The sequence below is a fragment of the Brevibacillus sp. NSP2.1 genome, assembly GCF_000470975.2.
GTDB lineage: Bacteria > Bacillota > Bacilli > Brevibacillales > Brevibacillaceae > Brevibacillus > Brevibacillus agri.
The window spans coordinates 4,788,267-4,803,426 of record NZ_CP048274.1; the positions used below are offsets into that span (position 1 = coordinate 4,788,267).

The window sequence follows — 15,160 nt, forward strand, 5'->3', positions numbered from 1 at the left end:
AAAGCCAGGACGCATCTGCCGCCCTGGCTTGTGACCTGCTTTTATTTGACGGCGGCCTGGATCATCACCCGCTTGCCGCCGTAGGAAGCGGTAATGGTCGCACGTCCTGCTGTCCCGGCTGCGACTTTGCCTTGCGCCACGCTCGCTACATTTTTGTCTGTGCTCGTCCATTCGGCCTCTGCTGTCACGTCAGCTTTCGTCTTGTCGGAATAAATGGCGAACACCTGCAATTGTTGCGACTCGTTGGCTGTGAGCTGGATTCTTGTCGCACTCAGCTCCAGCCGGGATACGACCGCTGCCTCTACCGGAATCGTAATCGTTTTCCCGCCGTAGGATGCGGTAATTTTCGCTTTGCCCGGCCCGATGACCGTCACCACGCCGCTTTCTACCGTTGCCACTTGCCCGTTGTCGGAGATCCACTTCGCCTTGGCGGTGACGTCGGCTTTTTCCTTGCCGTTCACCACGGCCGTGAGCTTGACTGCTTGCAACGAGCCAGGGCGCGCGTACAGCTTCTTCTGGTCACTCTCCAGCTTGGAAACGACATCCACCTCTACCGGGATGGTCACGCTTTTGCCGCCGTACACTACTTTGATTTTCGTTTTGCCCGAGCCTACTGCGGTGACGAGTCCGTTTGCCACCGTCGCGATCTCGGGATCGGCGCTCGTCCACTCGGCATTTGCCGTGACGGCTGCTGTAGACTTGTCTGTAAACGAAGCGGTTGCCACGATCTGCTTGGCAGCCCCTGCGTTCAGCACGAGCTTTTTCTGGTCAACGACAAGCTTGGCGACGACATCCACTTCTGTGGAAATGGTGATGAACTTGCCGCCAAAGCGGGCCTTTACATCTGCCTTGCCGCTGCCTGTCGCCCTGAGCAGCCCGGCCTCTACCGTGACGATTCCGCTGTCGGACGTGGACCACTCCGCCTTTTGCGTCACATCTTCGGTCGTTTTATCCGCATATTGCGCGAGTACCGTCAGTTGCTGTGTCCCGTCTTTTTTCAGTCTGATCGTCTTCTCTTTGACCGTCAGCCTCGACAGCTTTTTGCTCTGGCTTGCTGCCGTTTCTGCTTTCGCCAGTTCTGCCGCTGGCCCGACGCCGGACAGAATCGTTCCGACTGTCAGGACGACGGTCAGCAAGGCTTTTTGCCACCTGCGCAAGTATGTGCTTTTCTTCGACACCGTGCTCTCCCCTTTTGCCGCTTTTCCCGCGAATGCGTTTTCCACTATTTTCTATATCGGCACGGGCAGAGATTTCAATAAATGGTATTTTTGGTGCGAAGTCGTCCTACTCTCCGCTCCACGACCCGGACAGTGGGGCAAAGTGCTGCATCGCCAAGGCCCCTGCGCCCATGACAATCGCCTCTCCGCGCAGTTCGGACGGGATCACCCGGAACTTCCCTTTGAACGGCTCCCAAATCACCTGGTCGCTATGCTCCTCGACCAGCTCGACAATCTCGCGGTAATTTTCCACCAGGTCTCCTGACAAAATGACGGTGTCGGGATTGTACATGCAGACGATGTTGTTGATCGTGATTCCGATGTAGAGGGCGGTGCGGGAGACGATTTCCTTCGCCCAGCGCTCCCCGTTTCGCGCCGCGGCAAACACCTCGCGCACATCGGTGACTTCTTTTACCCTGCGCGCCTCCAAAATCAGCGCGTTTTCATCAATATACGTCTGCAGGCAGCCGCGCTTTCCGCACTCGCACAGATTGCCGTTCGGGTCCAGCGTCGTGTGCCCCAGCTCGCCCGCGCTGTTCGAGCCGCCGCGAAACACTTCGCCGTTGATGATGAGCGCGGACCCGATGCCTGTCCCAATCCCGATCAGGGCGGTTTTGTTCGAGCCTTTGGCAGAGCCGTACAAGTATTCCGAGAGGATTTTGACCTTCAAGTCGTTGTCGATCACAGTCTTGATGCCCAGCTCTTTTTCGATCAGCTCGGCAAAAGCTACGTCCTTCCACCCAAGCGTCGAGGACAACTGGACGACTCCCCGCTCGTAGTTGATGACGCCCGGCACGCCGATACCTATGCCGATGACTTTTTCAAACGGAATGCCCTGCCTCGCGATCATGCCGCGAATTTCCTGGCAAATCAGCGCTGCCGTCTCGGCTGGCGTGCCCGCCAGCGCCTTGTGCTCCACGCGATGGTGCGCGACGATCGTCTCGCTGAAGTCCATGATGCCGAAGCTGATCCGCTTTTTCTCAATGTCGACGCCGATCGTGTAGAGTGCGCCCGGCTCGATGTCGAGCATGATCGCCTTCCTGCCGACGCCAGAGGAAGTCAGCTCCGTCTCCCGAATGACGCCTTCCTCGCACAGCTCGCTGACAAACCGGCCGATCGAGGTCGCGCTCATCCGCGTAATTTTCGTGATCTCAGCCCGGGAAATCGGCCGCTTGTTTTTGATAATATCGAGAATCATCAGCTTGTTGTGTTGCTTGATAACGTCCTGATCCTGCTTCACGATTTTTTTCATCACCAAAACTCCCACCTTGCTAATGAGATGCCGCTTGCTTTTACATAGTTATCCTCACACTACCTGTCGGGGTCTGGTACGTCAACTGCAAAAGCAAAACCGCCGCTACATCTTGTCTATGCAAAAAACCACCCGATTTCTCGGATGGTTTTCCGGCTGCTATCTGTTGTTCAGATCGTACGGTGTCTCCTGGTACACGTAATAGTTGAGCCAGTTGGAGAAAAGCAGATTGGCGTGCGCGCGCCAGGTGACGATCGGCTCGCGGCTCGGATCATCGTCGGGATAATAGTTGCGCGGCACGGCGATGTCCAGTCCCTTGTTCACGTCCCGCTTGTACTCGTCCTGCAAGGTGGTCGGATCGTACTCGGAATGGCCGGTCACGAAAATTTGTCTGCCGTCCTTCGTCGCGACGATGTACACGCCCGCTTCCTTGGACTCGGACAAAATTTCCAGTTCCGGCACCTTCTCGATGTCCTCCCGGCGATTTTCCGTATGGCGGGAATGCGGGACGTAAAAGTAGTTGTCATATCCGCGGAACAGCTTCACATTTTGCTTGTTCAACGTATGCGGGAAAATCCCGAACATCTTTTCCGGCAGCGGATGCTTGGGCACTCCGAAGTGGTGGTACAGCCCGGCCTGCGCCCCCCAGCAAATATGCAAGGTCGAGGTCACGTTCGCCAGCTTCCAGTCGAGAATTTGCTTCAGCTCTTCCCAATAAGTAACTTCGGTAAATTCGAGTTGCTCGACAGGCGCCCCGGTAATCACCATGCCATCGAAGCGTTGGTCCTTGATTTCCTCAAACGTTTTATAAAACATCGACAAATGCTCTTCCGATGTGTTTTTGGAGGTATGGCTGGACATGTGCAGCAAGACGATTTCCACCTGCAGGGGCGTATTCCCCAGGAGGCGAAGCAACTGTGTTTCCGTTGTTTCCTTCACCGGCATCAGGTTCAGGATGACGATTCGCAGCGGCCGGATGTCTTGCGTAAAGGCACGGCTTTCTTTCATGACAAAAATATTTTCACGGGCCAGCACTTCCACCGCAGGCAACTCGTCAGGCAGTTTGATTGGCATAAAGATCCCCCTTTCCACTCTTTGCAAAGCAGGTAGAAAAACATTAATCCGACAAATTCGACAAAAATACTTGGGTTCCTGCTTCCACCGGGAAGTATCGCGAAAAATGGAAGCCTGCTAAAACAAGCATGTATCGAATGTATATATGTTTATATATTCTGCAAATTTTTCGTCAAATCATTATACCTTTCTTTCTGGAAAAATAGCAGAACTTTTTCTGGAATGGCGAGAGGACCTTTTGCGCTTAATTGCGACAGCGGCATGAGCGAAAAGCCTCTCGCAAACAACTTGCGAGAGGCTCGTAGATTCGCCCGTTCGTCAGATCCAGCCACGCGCTTCCATGGCTTCCTTGATGCGCAAGAGCGAGATCATGTACGCGCCTGTGCGCAGGTCGACCTTGTATTTTTCCGCAAGCTCCGCCACCGACCGGTAAGCGTTGACCATCGCGGTTTGCAGCTTTTCGTTCACTTCCTGCTCGGACCAGTAGTAGTGCATCAGGTTTTGCACCCATTCGAAGTACGACACGGTCACTCCGCCCGCGTTGGCGAGAATGTCCGGAATGACCACGACTCCTTTTTCGCGCAAAATCGCGTCGGCATCCGGAGTCGTCGGACCGTTGGCTGCTTCTGCAATCCACTTGGCCCGGACGCGATCGGCATTCGCGGCTGTAATCACATTTTCCAGTGCGGCCGGAATCAAAATGTCGACTTCCAGCTCCAGCAACTGTTCATTGGAGATCGCGGTTGCCCCCGGATAGTCCAGGATCGTGGACGTGTCCTTCAACTGCCCGACCTTCGGGATATTCAAGCCTGCACCGTGGTAAATGCCGCCGCGCGAATCGCTGACGGCGACGATGCGAAAGCCAAGCTCGGTCAACAGTCTGGCTGCGATTCGGCCTGCGTTGCCGTACCCTTGGATCGCTACTGTCGTCTCCGCTGGCTTGCGTCCCGAATCTTTGAGCGCCTCCAAAATCGTGAAGACACATCCGCGGGCCGTCGCTTCATTTCTCCCTTTGGAGCCGCCGACCGCAAGCGGCTTGCCTGTGATGACGCCTGGCGAATACGCGCCTTTTAATCGGCTGTATGTATCCATCATCCAGCCCATGATCTGCGGCGTCGTGTAGACGTCCGGCGCGGGAATGTCGGTGTCAGGGCCGACGATGTCCGCAATCGCTTCCATAAAGCCGCGGCTCACGCGCTCCAGCTCGCCCGCGCTCAGCTCGTGCGGATCGCAAATAACGCCGCCTTTTCCGCCTCCATACGGCAGGCCGACGACACCGCATTTGAACGACATCCACATCGAGAGCGCTTTGACCTCATCCATCGTGACGTCGGGATGGAAGCGAATGCCGCCTTTGGTCGGTCCCACCGCATCGTTGTGCTGCGAGCGGAACCCTTCGAATACGCGAACGCTGCCATCGTCCATTTTGACCGGAAAGCTGACTGCGAGCACGCGCTTCGGCCTTTTCAAGATTTCGACGGCGTGGCTTGGCAGACGAAGCAACGCTGCTGCCGTGTCAATCTGCTTTTGCACAATCTCGTAAGGATTCAGGTTTTCTTTTTCTACTGTCTTTTGCATGCTTGATCCTCCCCACCTATCTTGCATCACCCTGGCGCAGAGCTAAAGGATGAATGGAGTTATTATATATGAAACAGATAAATTCAGACAATTTATTTTTGATTTTTTCACATTATTGTGTCATTTGTGCGTTTGTATGAAAAAACGCCTGCTGCATCTTCGCGACACAGCAGGCGTTCCCGCTTTATTTTTTCATATAAGCCTGCATCAGCTTGGTTTTGGTCTCCCATATTTCCTCGCTCACATGCAGGCGATAGTGCTCGGGGTTGAGCATCCGCAAATACTCCGGCCAGAACTGCTTGAGCTGCTCGCGGTGGTAGCTGCGAATCTCCTCCAGCTTCGGCAACTGATACACCAGCTCGCCGTCGACAAACACCGGGATCAGCAACGCTTCTGCCTTGTAGCGGGTCACCTGCTTGTTCAAATACGGGTGGATCGGGTTGAACAGGTTGACCGGAGCGCCTTCGGCAATGGTCGTTTCCTCCGGGAAGCACAAGTAGTCGGCAATCGCTTTGCCCGTATCGGGATCGATCAGTCGGTACATGTCCTTGATGCCGGGAGTCGTCACTTTTTCCGGATTGGACGAAATCTTGATCGTCGGCTGGTACACCCCGTTCGCGTCCTGGCGCGCTACGAGTTTGTACACGCCGCCGAGCGTCGGCTGATCCGCAGCCGTAATGAGCTGTGTCCCCACTCCCCAGCTATCGACCTTCGCGCCCTGGACTTTCAGGTTCATAATCGTGTGCTCATCGAGGTCGTTGGAGGCGACGATTTTCACGTCGGTAAGCCCCGCTTTGTCCAGCATCTCGCGCGTCTTCGTCGACAAATAGGCGAGGTCGCCGCTGTCGAGCCGCACAGCAGTCAGCTTTTTGCCTTCCTGCTCCAGCTTTTTCCCTACGGAGATCGCATGGGGGACACCGCTTTTCAGCGTGTCGTACGTGTCCACGAGCAGGGTCACCTGGTTTGGCAAGGCATCAGCAAAGCGCTGGAATGCTTCTTCCTCGTCCTCGAAGCTCTGCACCCACGAGTGCGCGTGCGTTCCTTTTGTCGGGATGCCGAACATTTTTCCCGCGAGCATGTTGGATGTGGCGTCAAAGCCGGCCAAATACGCCGCTCTCGTTCCCCACAAGGCTGCGTCTGCTTCCTGCGCCCGTCTCGTGCCGAACTCCATCAGGACGTCGTCGCCAGCCACGTTTTTGATCCGGGAAGCTTTGGTCGCAATCAACGTCTGGTAGTTCATGTAGTTCAACAGGGCGGTTTCCACGAGCTGCGCCTCCATGACGCGGCCTTCCACGCGGATCAGCGGCTCGTTCGGGAACACCATCGTGCCTTCCTTGACGGAGTAGAGCGAGCCTTGGAAGCGCAGGTTGCGCAGCTCCTCCAAAAAGCCCGGATCGTAATTCTCCTCCTGCTCCCGCAAATATTGCAGGTCGCTTTCTTCAAAACGCAAATTTTTAATATAATGAACAATTCGCTCCAACCCGGCAGAAACAGCGTAGCCGTTGCCAAAAGGCAGCTTGCGGAAATACGCTTCGAACACTACTCGCTGGTTGTGCGTCCCGTTTACCCAATGCGCGTACATCATGTTGATCTGATATTTATCTGTGTGCAATGCCACACCAAATGATTGCATATCGCATAAGCCTCCTGTGGATTCCTTTCCAACATCATACCAGAAGCTGTCGCCCGTGCCCATCTGCGGTGGAGCTTGGGAAGAAATATGTGATAGTATGGAATATAAAAAACCAAACGCGCGCCCAGGAGTGGAAGAAAACATGTCCGACCCAAAAATCGTTTCTTTATGTAAAGGATTGCCCAAAAACATCAGTTACAACGGCAAAGACTTCCTCTCCGGCATTTGGAAGGAAGAGGCTGACGAGCTTGTCGTCCGCTCCGCCAAAATCGACGATGACGACGTAGCGAATCACGCCTATCACGGCGGACCGGATCGCGTCGTCTGCGCGTATCCTTCCGAGCATTACACCCATTGGGAAAAGCGATTTGGCCAGCCCTTGACGCCATCCGCTTTTGGCGAGAATCTGACGCTTTCGGGCATGACGGAAGAGCAAGTATGCGTCGGAGATGTGTACCAAATCGGGGAGACGATTCTTCAAGTGTCCCAGGGCAGATTTCCCTGTGCGACGATCAACAAGCGAAACAACAACAACCTCCTGCTCAAAGCTGTCGTGGAAATGGGCTACACCGGCTACTTTTTCCGCGTCCTGCAGGAAGGCACGATCAGGCCAGACTCTGCGGTCACGCTGCTTGAGCCTCATCCCAAGCGCGTAACGGTCGCTTCCATCCACCATCTGTACTTCCACAACCAGTCTCTTACGGAGGAGACGATTGCGCACATGCTGGAAGTCGAGGAGCTGGCTTTGCCGTGGAGAAACAAGCTCTTGGAAAAACAGCAGCAACTAGCGAAAGGAACCACCCATGCGAATTAACAAGTTCATCAGCGAAACGGGCATTTGCTCGCGCCGCGAAGCAGACAAACTGGTCGAAGCCAAGCGCGTGACCATCAACGGCGCACCTGCCGCACTGGGGAGCACCGTCGCGCCCGGCGACGACGTGCGCATCGACGGCAAGCCGCTCGGCGAGAAGAAAAAAAGCGTCTACATTGCCCTGAACAAGCCTGTCGGCATCACTTGCACTACCGAGTTGCACGTCAAAGGCAACATCATCGACTTCGTCAACCACCCGGAGCGGATTTTCCCCATCGGCAGGTTGGACAAGGACTCCCAGGGCCTCATCCTGCTGACCAACGACGGCGACATCGTGAACAAGATTTTGCGGGCGGAAAACAATCACGAAAAAGAGTACATCGTCACCGTCGACAAGCCCGTGACCGCCAACTTTTTGCACGGCATGGCAAACGGCGTGCGCATACTCGGAACCGTGACCAAGCCTTGCAAAGTCACCAAAGTGAGCGACCGCGTCTTCAACATCGTCCTGACGCAAGGGCTGAACAGGCAAATCCGGCGGATGTGCCAGGCGTTCGGCTACCAGGTGCGCCAGCTTCAACGCGTGCGCATCATGAACATCAGGCTGGGCAATTTGAAGCTGGGCCAATGGCGCAATTTGACCAGCGAAGAGTTGCGGGAATTGAATAGAAGTCTTTCCTAGACGCAGCGCGATATCGCGGCGCGAAACACGAAAAACAGACTCCCTTTGAGCGGAGCCTGTTTTTTTATAGCCAAAAGCTGCCCCACAGCGACACAAACGGAGCACGTACTATGCATCTGCGGCTCCCATCAAAACCCGAACCTGCCCCACAAACTTCCTGATCCCCTCCCGAAGCTGCTGCTCATTCAAATACGAATAGCTGAGCCGAATCCACGTGGCAAACTCTCGTTGCGGATCGCAAATCGTACCGGGCACAAACGTAATCGATTGCTCCACGCACGTGCCCAGCAGCTTTTCCATCGGGGTCGAGTCGGGCAGATTGATCCACAGGTTGAATCCGCCAGTCGGGCGGCTCCATTCCCAGTCCGTCGCAGCCAGTTCCTCCTCCATGATGTCCCGGCGAATGGCGAGCGCCGTGCGCAGCTTTTGCAAATGCTGCTGCATCCGTTCGGAAAAGAAATAGTGCAAAAAGATTTTTTGGTTCAATAACGGCGTTCCGCTGTCGGACAATGCCTTCGCGCTGAGCAGGTACGCCATGAGCGAAGGGCGGCAGGCGATGGTTCCGATGCCGAGGCCGGGAGCCACGTATTTGCTGAAGCTGCGCAAGTAGATGACGTACCCGGACGTGTCATAGGCAAAAATCGGCAAGGGCGGCTCTTGGGCAAAGTACAGATCGCGGCACGGATCGTCCTCAATCAGCAGGCACTGGTATTTTTCCGCCAGCTCCACCAGCCGCTTGCGCTGTTCGCGCGGAACCGTGAAGCCCGTCGGATTGTGAAACGTCGGGTTGAGATAAAACAGCCGCGGCTTGTGCGTCTGCATGAGCCGCTCCACCTGCTCCAGATCATAGCCGTGCTGCCGAATCTCGACCGGGACAATTTTCGCGCCTTGTCTGAGAAAAACATCAATAGCCGGGCTGTAGGTGGGCCGCTCCAGCAAGACCACGTCTCGCGGCTTGACGAGAACGCGGGCAACCAGGTCGATCGCTTCCTGCGAGCCGGACGTGACCATCAGCTCGTCAGGGGTCAAATAAAAGCGAAACCGCTCCGTATAGTAGCGGCACAAAGCCTCGCGCAGCTCCTGATCTCCCTGCGTGGTCGAGTACGTGCCCAGCACTTTCGGATACAGGTCAAACACTCTCTTCACGTATTCCGAAAAATACAGATTCGGCAACAGGTTCGGGTCGATCAGCGCCTTGGAAAACTGGTAGGTCGCCTGCACCTGGTGAATTTCCGACAGGTGGCTTTTTTGCACGTAAGCAGACACAATCGGGTCGTTCCATGAGCTTTCCGGCAATAGCCCGCTCGGCTGAACGAAATAGCCCGATTTATCCTTGACGTACACGTATCCGTTTTGCTTGAGCAGTTGGTACGCCTTGAACACGGTCAGGCGATGCACATTCAGCTCCAGCGCCAGCGCCCGGACGGACGGGAGCTTGTCATGCGTTTTCCAGTCCCCGCGCCTGATGCCTTCCAGCAAATAGTCGTAGACCTGCTCAAACAGCTTATCGGCATGAACGCCGGACAACCCTTGTCTTTTCATGCTGGCCCTCCCCTTCCTCTTCCATCGTAGCTGACAGCCTCTGTATCTGTTCTATTCGCGTTCATCTGTTCTGTTCCTCTCCCTGTAAGATGGGGAAAAGGAGGAATCACCATGGTATTTGCCAATTATATCGCGATGTGCCTGATCTTCGGGACGACATTTTTAGCCATTAAAGTCGGGATCGACGCGGGAGCGCCGCCCTTTTTCTCGGCGGGGATTCGCTTTTTTCTTGCTGGCCTGATCTTGTTTGCGGTCATGGCCTGGAAAAAGCAAGCGCCCCTCTCCATCCTGCTCCGCAAAGAGATGGTTTTCACTGGCATATGCCTGACGTTTGGCGTGTTTGCCACCTTGTATTGGGCAGAGCAGCATCTAAGCTCGGGCATCGCGGCGGTCCTGTCGGCTACCGCTCCGCTGATGGTCATGCTGCTGCAAACAGGGCTGTCGCGGCAAAAGCTGTCCGCAAGCTCCTGGGCAGGCTGCCTTATCGGATTTGGCGGGGTCATTCTGCTGCTTTTGCCTGGGCTGACCTTTTCGTTCAGCATGCTCTGGGTCGCTGGCTGTATTGCGGTCCTGTTCGGCCAAGTGTTTTATTCCGCGGGCGCCGTCTATTCCCGCCGCGTTTCCCAACAGTTCAAGGACGTGTCGCCGATCACGTTAAACGCTGCGCAGATGATGTACGGCGGCATCCTGCTGCTCATCGCCTCCGCTTTTACCGAGCAGGTGCACATGGAGTTTCTGCTGTCACCCCAGGCCGTCCTCTCGCTGCTTTACTTGATTTTCGTCGGCTCGATGATGGGGCACACCATCTTTTACTGGCTGGTGGCGAAAACGAATCCCGTCTTTCCTTCTACATGGCTGTATATTTCGCCGCTGATTGCGCTCGCGCTCGGGGTCGCTTTGTACCAGGAGCCGCTCTACCTGTCTTCGCTCGCAGGCGGCATCGCGATTATCGCCGGAATCGTCATGATTAACTGGAAGACATTGCAGCAGTTGGTCGCGAAAAAAGCTCCGATCAGACATGCGGAAAGCCCGACAAAGTAGCCTTGCGCTCTTTGTTGGGCTTTTTGCCATTCTCCTAAAACTGTGCATCCCGCGTGAATGCGTGCTGCTCGTTACTTCGCTTCGTTCAATTGTTTGGCGATCTTAATTAGTTCTTGCTTGGAAACAGTCTCTCCCTGCGCGCGAACGCTGTACTCCAGGTCGCTTCCGTTTTTCACCCAGACAATCCAGTAAAAATCGGGTTTGTTTTCCTTTTTATACGTCATGAGCACCGCTTCGTTGCTGCCGAGCAGCACTTTTTCCACACCGTCCGCATTGGACCCAACCTTGACGCCAACTTCTGCCATCCCCACTTCTACCGTGATTTTGCCTTGATCGGCTCCTTTATGTCCTGAAGCAGCAATTCTATTTCCGCTTTTTCCACCTTCCGGCCCTCCCTTCACTATGAATAACAATCGGCCACTCGTGTTTGTGACATGTATTTTCCAGCGCCCTGTAAGGAGAAAACTTGGCTGCGCCAAGCCTTTGGCTCAGCCTTAGTTGCCCTTATACTGGAGAAGAATCTTATAAATTTTTATCTGTACAAAAAAAAGGGCCCCATCCGTCTCGTGCCTGCGGATGGAACACCCTTTTTATGCGCATTCCTTTTCATGATGCGAAGCTTGATGCTGTCGAATCGTCTTTTCTTTTCCCGGGAAATCGACAGCGGTTGTCGTCTCTTTGTTAGAAATGCTCGCCGTTGGCATAATAGCTTTCTTTTTGATAGGCGACAAAAGCCATCTCTACTTCCGGTATGCCGAGCGAGAGGACGTGTTTGGTCACGATCTTGGCAAACTGGTCGCGTGTTTCCTGGCCTCGCTCAAACCAGCCGACCTCGATAAACGGAAACGACTCTACTACCTTTCCGCCAAAAACGCCTGTCGTCTGCAAGCATTCGATAGTGAAATTGTCTGTCCCGCACTGGCACAAAGCGGCAAGCTCCTCTGTCAGCGGCTCGCTGATGGTTGCCATTTGCTCGGCCTGTATGCCGCGAACGATGAGATGTGGCATGCTCGAACCTCCTGTTGGTGAAAAAGCTGTTTGTTCTATCATACCGCTCGGCAGGCGAAAAGAGTAGTCTGTCCCGATTGGTATCAAAGCGGTAACAAACCTGGCGAAAACGAAATCCGCAAACAATATTGCTATTGACATAGCTCGCAAACTATTGGCAAAGTAAGGATAGTTCGTTTATAGAAGAACGCTTGTTGCCGTGAATGCATGCCAAGATCGCATGGGGACGATTCCGATCGACTCACGGGCTTTTCGAGCAATTACGCAACGCACCAAAATAAAAACATACAGCACGCAATCGGAAAGGTGAGTACATATGGATTTGTGGAACATTTTCGTGGCCTTCGTGCTCGGTCTTGTAGAAGGTCTGACTGAATTTGCGCCCGTCTCTTCGACCGGGCACATGATTATCGTCGACGATACTTTGCTGCATTCAAAAGAGCTGTTTTCTTCTGAAGTAGCCAACACGTTCAAGGTCGTCATTCAGCTCGGCTCGATCCTCGCTGCCGTGATCGTGTTCAAAGACCGTTTTTTGAGTTTGCTGGGCTTGAAAAAAATGTCGCCGGACGGCAACGGCCCCGGCCACAAGCTGCGCCTCTCGCAAGTGATCGTCGGGCTTTTGCCTGCCGCTGTGCTCGGCTTGATTTTTGAAGACTACATTGACGAGTACCTGTTCTCCATCCATACGGTGCTGATCGGGCTTGTCGCCGGGGCGCTCCTGATGATCGCCGCCGACTGGTTCCGACCGGGCCGCCCGAAGGTCACAACCGTTGACCAGATGACGTACAAGCAGGCACTTTTGATCGGGCTGTTTCAATGCATCGCCTTGTGGCCTGGGTTTTCCCGCTCCGGTTCGACGATTTCCGGCGGCGTGCTGCTGGGACTCAGCCACCGAGCGGCATCGGACTTTACGTTTATCATGGCGGTTCCCGTCATGGCGGGCGCCAGCTTTTTGTCGCTGTTGAAGCATTGGCAGTACATCACCGCCGATTCCTTGCCGTTTTTCATCGTCGGCTTTATCAGCGCCTTTTTGTTTGCCTTGCTGGCAATCCGCTTCTTCCTGAAGCTGATTAACCGGATCAAACTCGTTCCGTTTGCCCTGTACCGCATCGCGCTTGCTGCTGTCATCTACTTCTTCATTTTGTAGCAGCGACTTGCAACAGGCACGATCTTAACCAAAAAAGCTGCCTTTGCCGTTGAAGCGCCCCCTCATGCTAGACACAAGCGGGGGACGCATTTTAGGCAAAGCAGCTTTTTTTCTTTGCTCAGGCTGGCGAACCGTCCAGTTGCAAAGCATCGCCAACCAGCGTCTGCGTTTCCTTTTGTCCGTGCTGCAACTGATACATTTGATAATACTTGCCGCGCTTCTCCATCAGCTCCTCGTGCCTACCTCGCTCGACAATTCTGCCCCGATCCAGCACCAGAATCTGATCGGCATTTTTGATCGTCGACAGCCGGTGGGCGATGATGAATGTCGTTCTGCCTTTTTTCAGCACTTCCAGCGCGTTTTGGATGATTCCTTCCGTCTCGGTATCAATGTTGGCTGTCGCTTCGTCCAGGACGAGAATCGCCGGGTCCAACGCCAGCGCCCGCGCAAACGAAATCAACTGGCGCTGTCCGAGCGAGAGCGTGCTGCCCTTTTCGATGACAGGCTCGTCGAAGCCGCGCGGCAAAGTGCGCAGAAGCTGATCTGCCCCGACGTCGCAGAGCGCCTTCTCCACTTTTTCCGCGGAAATCGCCGGATCGTCCAGACTCACATTGGAACGGATCGTCCCGGTGAACAAAAACGGGTCCTGCAACACGATCGCCATATGCTGGCGAATGTGCTGCTTGGGCACATCCATGACGTTCTGCCCGTCAATGGTGATCGTCCCGCTGCTGACGTCGTAAAAGCGGAACAGCAGGTTGATGATCGAGCTTTTCCCCGAGCCGGTGTGCCCGACCAGTGCTACCGTTTCTCCCGGCCACGCCTCGAACGAAATGTTTTTCAGCACGTACTGGTCGTCCTGATAGGCAAAAGAAACGTCGTGAAACCGGACGCTGCCCTGATAGCGCGGAATTTTGCCCGAATCGACCTCGATCCCTTCCTCGTCGAGCAGCTCGAACACGCGGTGCGCGGCCACCAGCGACTGCTCCAGGTTTGCCAGTTGATTCACAATTTGCGTAATCGGCTGAAACAGGCGATTGAGGTAATCGACAAACGCGTACAGGACACCAAGCGAAAACAGCGTGCCCACCCCAAGAGAGGCGCCGCCGAAATACCAGATGAACAACACAAACGCCGCGTTGCGCACGAGCTGCACCAGATTGAAGGAAGCGGTGGCGTTGAGCCGCAACATTTTGTTTTGGTAGGTGAACAGCTCTTCGTTCAGTTCGCCAAATTCCCGCATCGTCTCTTTTTCCCTGCGAAACGCCTGGATGATCGGCATTCCCTGGATTGATTCGTTAATCATTCCGTTAATGTCGCTGATGCGCGCGCGAATGACGTGGTTGAAGGCAGAGGCGCGTTTGCGGTAATAGACGATCCAGACCGCCATGATCGGCAAAATCGCCAGACAGACGAGCGCCAAGCGGACATCGAGCACAAACAGCGCAATGAAAATCCCGATCAAGTAAATCCCGCTGGTGAAAAAGGACGCGAGCACATTAGCAAACAGCTCGCGAATCGCCTCGGTGTCGTTCGTCACGCGGGCGACGACTTTCCCCGCAGGCAGGTTGTCAAAATACGTAATCGGCAGCCGCTGAATATGGGCGAACACGTCCATGCGCAGCTTGCGAATCACCAGATTGGCCGATTTTTGCAGCAAATACTTTTGACCGTAATGAAAAAGTCCGGCTGCCACCAGCAAACCGAGATAAGCGGCTGCCAGGACGAGCAAGCCGCTCGTCTCCGGGCCAAAAAATGCGAACAGCTCCTGATTGCTGAGCGGGACGGCCGGATAGACCGCCTGCCGGGAGCCGCTTTCAATCGTCAGCTTTCCGTCGGCGACCGTTCGCTGCCCGTCAAAAGCAAGCGGCTGGTCGATGAAGTAATAGTCGCGTCCGACCTGCAAAATTCGCACTTCCTGGCCTTTGCTCTCGCCTGCCGCCAAGTGATCCTCCCGCGTGTACCACTTCCCCCGGTACAAGACGGAATCTGCCCGTTGCCCGGTCTCGTACCACGGAAATTCAATGCCGAGTATGTGCGTGTCGATCATTTTTTTCGCCAAAAACGGCCCTGTCAGCTCCGCGCCTACAGCAACGGACAGCATCAAGAGAGCGAGCACGATCGTCTTTTTAAATAACCATGCATACTGAAACAGCCTTTTTCCCGTACTCATCC

At 54.8% G+C, this 15,160-nt stretch carries 13 protein-coding genes; 4 read left to right on the forward strand and 9 right to left on the reverse strand.

All coding sequences use genetic code 11. The features are described from left to right. Window positions 1-41: 41 nt before the first annotated feature. The 5 genes from M655_RS23375 to M655_RS23395 all read right to left on the reverse strand — a co-directional run bounded on the left by M655_RS23375 (window position 42) and on the right by M655_RS23395 (window position 6,754). On the reverse strand, window positions 42-1,178 hold the full coding sequence (locus tag M655_RS23375) for an Ig-like domain-containing protein (RefSeq protein ID WP_286085900.1): 1,137 nt from the start codon (window positions 1,176-1,178) through the stop codon (window positions 42-44). Window positions 1,179-1,284: 106 nt separating this feature from the next. After that, on the reverse strand, window positions 1,285-2,469 hold the full coding sequence (locus M655_RS23380) for an ROK family transcriptional regulator (RefSeq protein WP_005832122.1): 1,185 nt from the start codon (window positions 2,467-2,469) through the stop codon (window positions 1,285-1,287). Window positions 2,470-2,628: 159 nt separating this feature from the next. Continuing rightward, complete coding sequence (gene metA / locus M655_RS23385) at window positions 2,629-3,543, reverse strand: homoserine O-acetyltransferase MetA (protein WP_005832124.1); 915 nt, start codon at window positions 3,541-3,543, stop codon at window positions 2,629-2,631. Window positions 3,544-3,861: 318 nt separating this feature from the next. Then, the gene (locus tag M655_RS23390; protein ID WP_005832128.1) at window positions 3,862-5,121 is read right to left on the reverse strand and encodes a Glu/Leu/Phe/Val family dehydrogenase; all 1,260 of its coding nucleotides are present in this window, start codon (window positions 5,119-5,121) and stop codon (window positions 3,862-3,864) included. A 184-nt stretch (window positions 5,122-5,305) separates the two neighbouring features. Beyond that, entirely contained in the window at window positions 5,306-6,754 is a 1,449-nt protein-coding gene (locus M655_RS23395) for a nicotinate phosphoribosyltransferase (RefSeq protein WP_025845547.1), read from the reverse strand. 142 nt (window positions 6,755-6,896) lie between these two features. On the opposite strand from M655_RS23395, the gene M655_RS23400 reads away from it, so the two are divergent. Both M655_RS23400 and rluF read left to right on the forward strand, forming a co-directional pair. Further along, a complete protein-coding gene (locus tag M655_RS23400; protein ID WP_007777044.1) occupies window positions 6,897-7,568 on the forward strand; it encodes an MOSC domain-containing protein in 672 nt (223 codons plus the stop codon). Next, window positions 7,558-8,247, forward strand: coding sequence for a 23S rRNA pseudouridine(2604) synthase RluF (gene rluF, locus M655_RS23405; RefSeq protein WP_005832134.1), 690 nt, complete (start codon window positions 7,558-7,560; stop codon window positions 8,245-8,247). Before M655_RS23400 ends, rluF begins: the two co-directional genes overlap by 11 nt. A 108-nt stretch (window positions 8,248-8,355) precedes the next feature. Here rluF and M655_RS23410 read toward each other — a convergent pair whose 3' ends face one another. Continuing rightward, window positions 8,356-9,789: an aminotransferase-like domain-containing protein gene (locus M655_RS23410; protein ID WP_005832136.1), complete on the reverse strand. Its 1,434-nt coding sequence runs from the start codon at window positions 9,787-9,789 to the stop codon at window positions 8,356-8,358. 111 nt (window positions 9,790-9,900) lie between these two features. Here M655_RS23410 and M655_RS23415 point away from each other — a divergent pair, with 111 nt between their 5' ends. Next, window positions 9,901-10,830, forward strand: coding sequence for a DMT family transporter (locus M655_RS23415; protein WP_005832137.1), 930 nt, complete (start codon window positions 9,901-9,903; stop codon window positions 10,828-10,830). A 71-nt stretch (window positions 10,831-10,901) separates the two neighbouring features. On the opposite strand, the gene M655_RS23420 is transcribed toward M655_RS23415, so the two are convergent. After that, entirely contained in the window at window positions 10,902-11,243 is a 342-nt protein-coding gene (locus M655_RS23420) for a DUF4367 domain-containing protein (protein ID WP_286085901.1), read from the reverse strand. 268 nt (window positions 11,244-11,511) lie between these two features. Next, the gene (locus M655_RS23425) at window positions 11,512-11,838 is read right to left on the reverse strand and encodes a DUF1904 family protein (RefSeq protein WP_005832141.1); all 327 of its coding nucleotides are present in this window, start codon (window positions 11,836-11,838) and stop codon (window positions 11,512-11,514) included. A 316-nt stretch (window positions 11,839-12,154) separates the two neighbouring features. On the opposite strand from M655_RS23425, the gene M655_RS23430 reads away from it, so the two are divergent. After that, window positions 12,155-12,985, forward strand: coding sequence for an undecaprenyl-diphosphate phosphatase (locus tag M655_RS23430; protein WP_005832143.1), 831 nt, complete (start codon window positions 12,155-12,157; stop codon window positions 12,983-12,985). A gap of 118 nt (window positions 12,986-13,103) precedes the next feature. On the opposite strand, the gene M655_RS23435 is transcribed toward M655_RS23430, so the two are convergent. Continuing rightward, on the reverse strand, window positions 13,104-15,158 hold the full coding sequence (locus M655_RS23435; RefSeq protein ID WP_005832145.1) for an ABC transporter ATP-binding protein: 2,055 nt from the start codon (window positions 15,156-15,158) through the stop codon (window positions 13,104-13,106). Window positions 15,159-15,160: the final 2 nt, after the last annotated feature.

What these genes read in the sequence shown, in the direction of transcription:
- M655_RS23430 (WP_005832143.1), top strand. Translation starts at nt 12,155, where the DNA reads ATGGATTTGTGGAACATTTTCGTGGCCTTCGTGCTCGGTCTTGTAGAA.
- M655_RS23380 (WP_005832122.1), bottom strand. Translation starts at nt 2,469, where the DNA reads ATGAAAAAAATCGTGAAGCAGGATCAGGACGTTATCAAGCAACACAAC.
- M655_RS23415 (WP_005832137.1), top strand. Translation starts at nt 9,901, where the DNA reads ATGGTATTTGCCAATTATATCGCGATGTGCCTGATCTTCGGGACGACA.
- M655_RS23435 (WP_005832145.1), bottom strand. Translation starts at nt 15,158, where the DNA reads ATGAGTACGGGAAAAAGGCTGTTTCAGTATGCATGGTTATTTAAAAAG.
- metA (WP_005832124.1), bottom strand. Translation starts at nt 3,543, where the DNA reads ATGCCAATCAAACTGCCTGACGAGTTGCCTGCGGTGGAAGTGCTGGCC.
- rluF (WP_005832134.1), top strand. Translation starts at nt 7,558, where the DNA reads ATGCGAATTAACAAGTTCATCAGCGAAACGGGCATTTGCTCGCGCCGC.
- M655_RS23395 (WP_025845547.1), bottom strand. Translation starts at nt 6,754, where the DNA reads ATGCAATCATTTGGTGTGGCATTGCACACAGATAAATATCAGATCAAC.
- M655_RS23400 (WP_007777044.1), top strand. Translation starts at nt 6,897, where the DNA reads ATGTCCGACCCAAAAATCGTTTCTTTATGTAAAGGATTGCCCAAAAAC.
- M655_RS23390 (WP_005832128.1), bottom strand. Translation starts at nt 5,121, where the DNA reads ATGCAAAAGACAGTAGAAAAAGAAAACCTGAATCCTTACGAGATTGTG.
- M655_RS23410 (WP_005832136.1), bottom strand. Translation starts at nt 9,789, where the DNA reads ATGAAAAGACAAGGGTTGTCCGGCGTTCATGCCGATAAGCTGTTTGAG.
- M655_RS23425 (WP_005832141.1), bottom strand. Translation starts at nt 11,838, where the DNA reads ATGCCACATCTCATCGTTCGCGGCATACAGGCCGAGCAAATGGCAACC.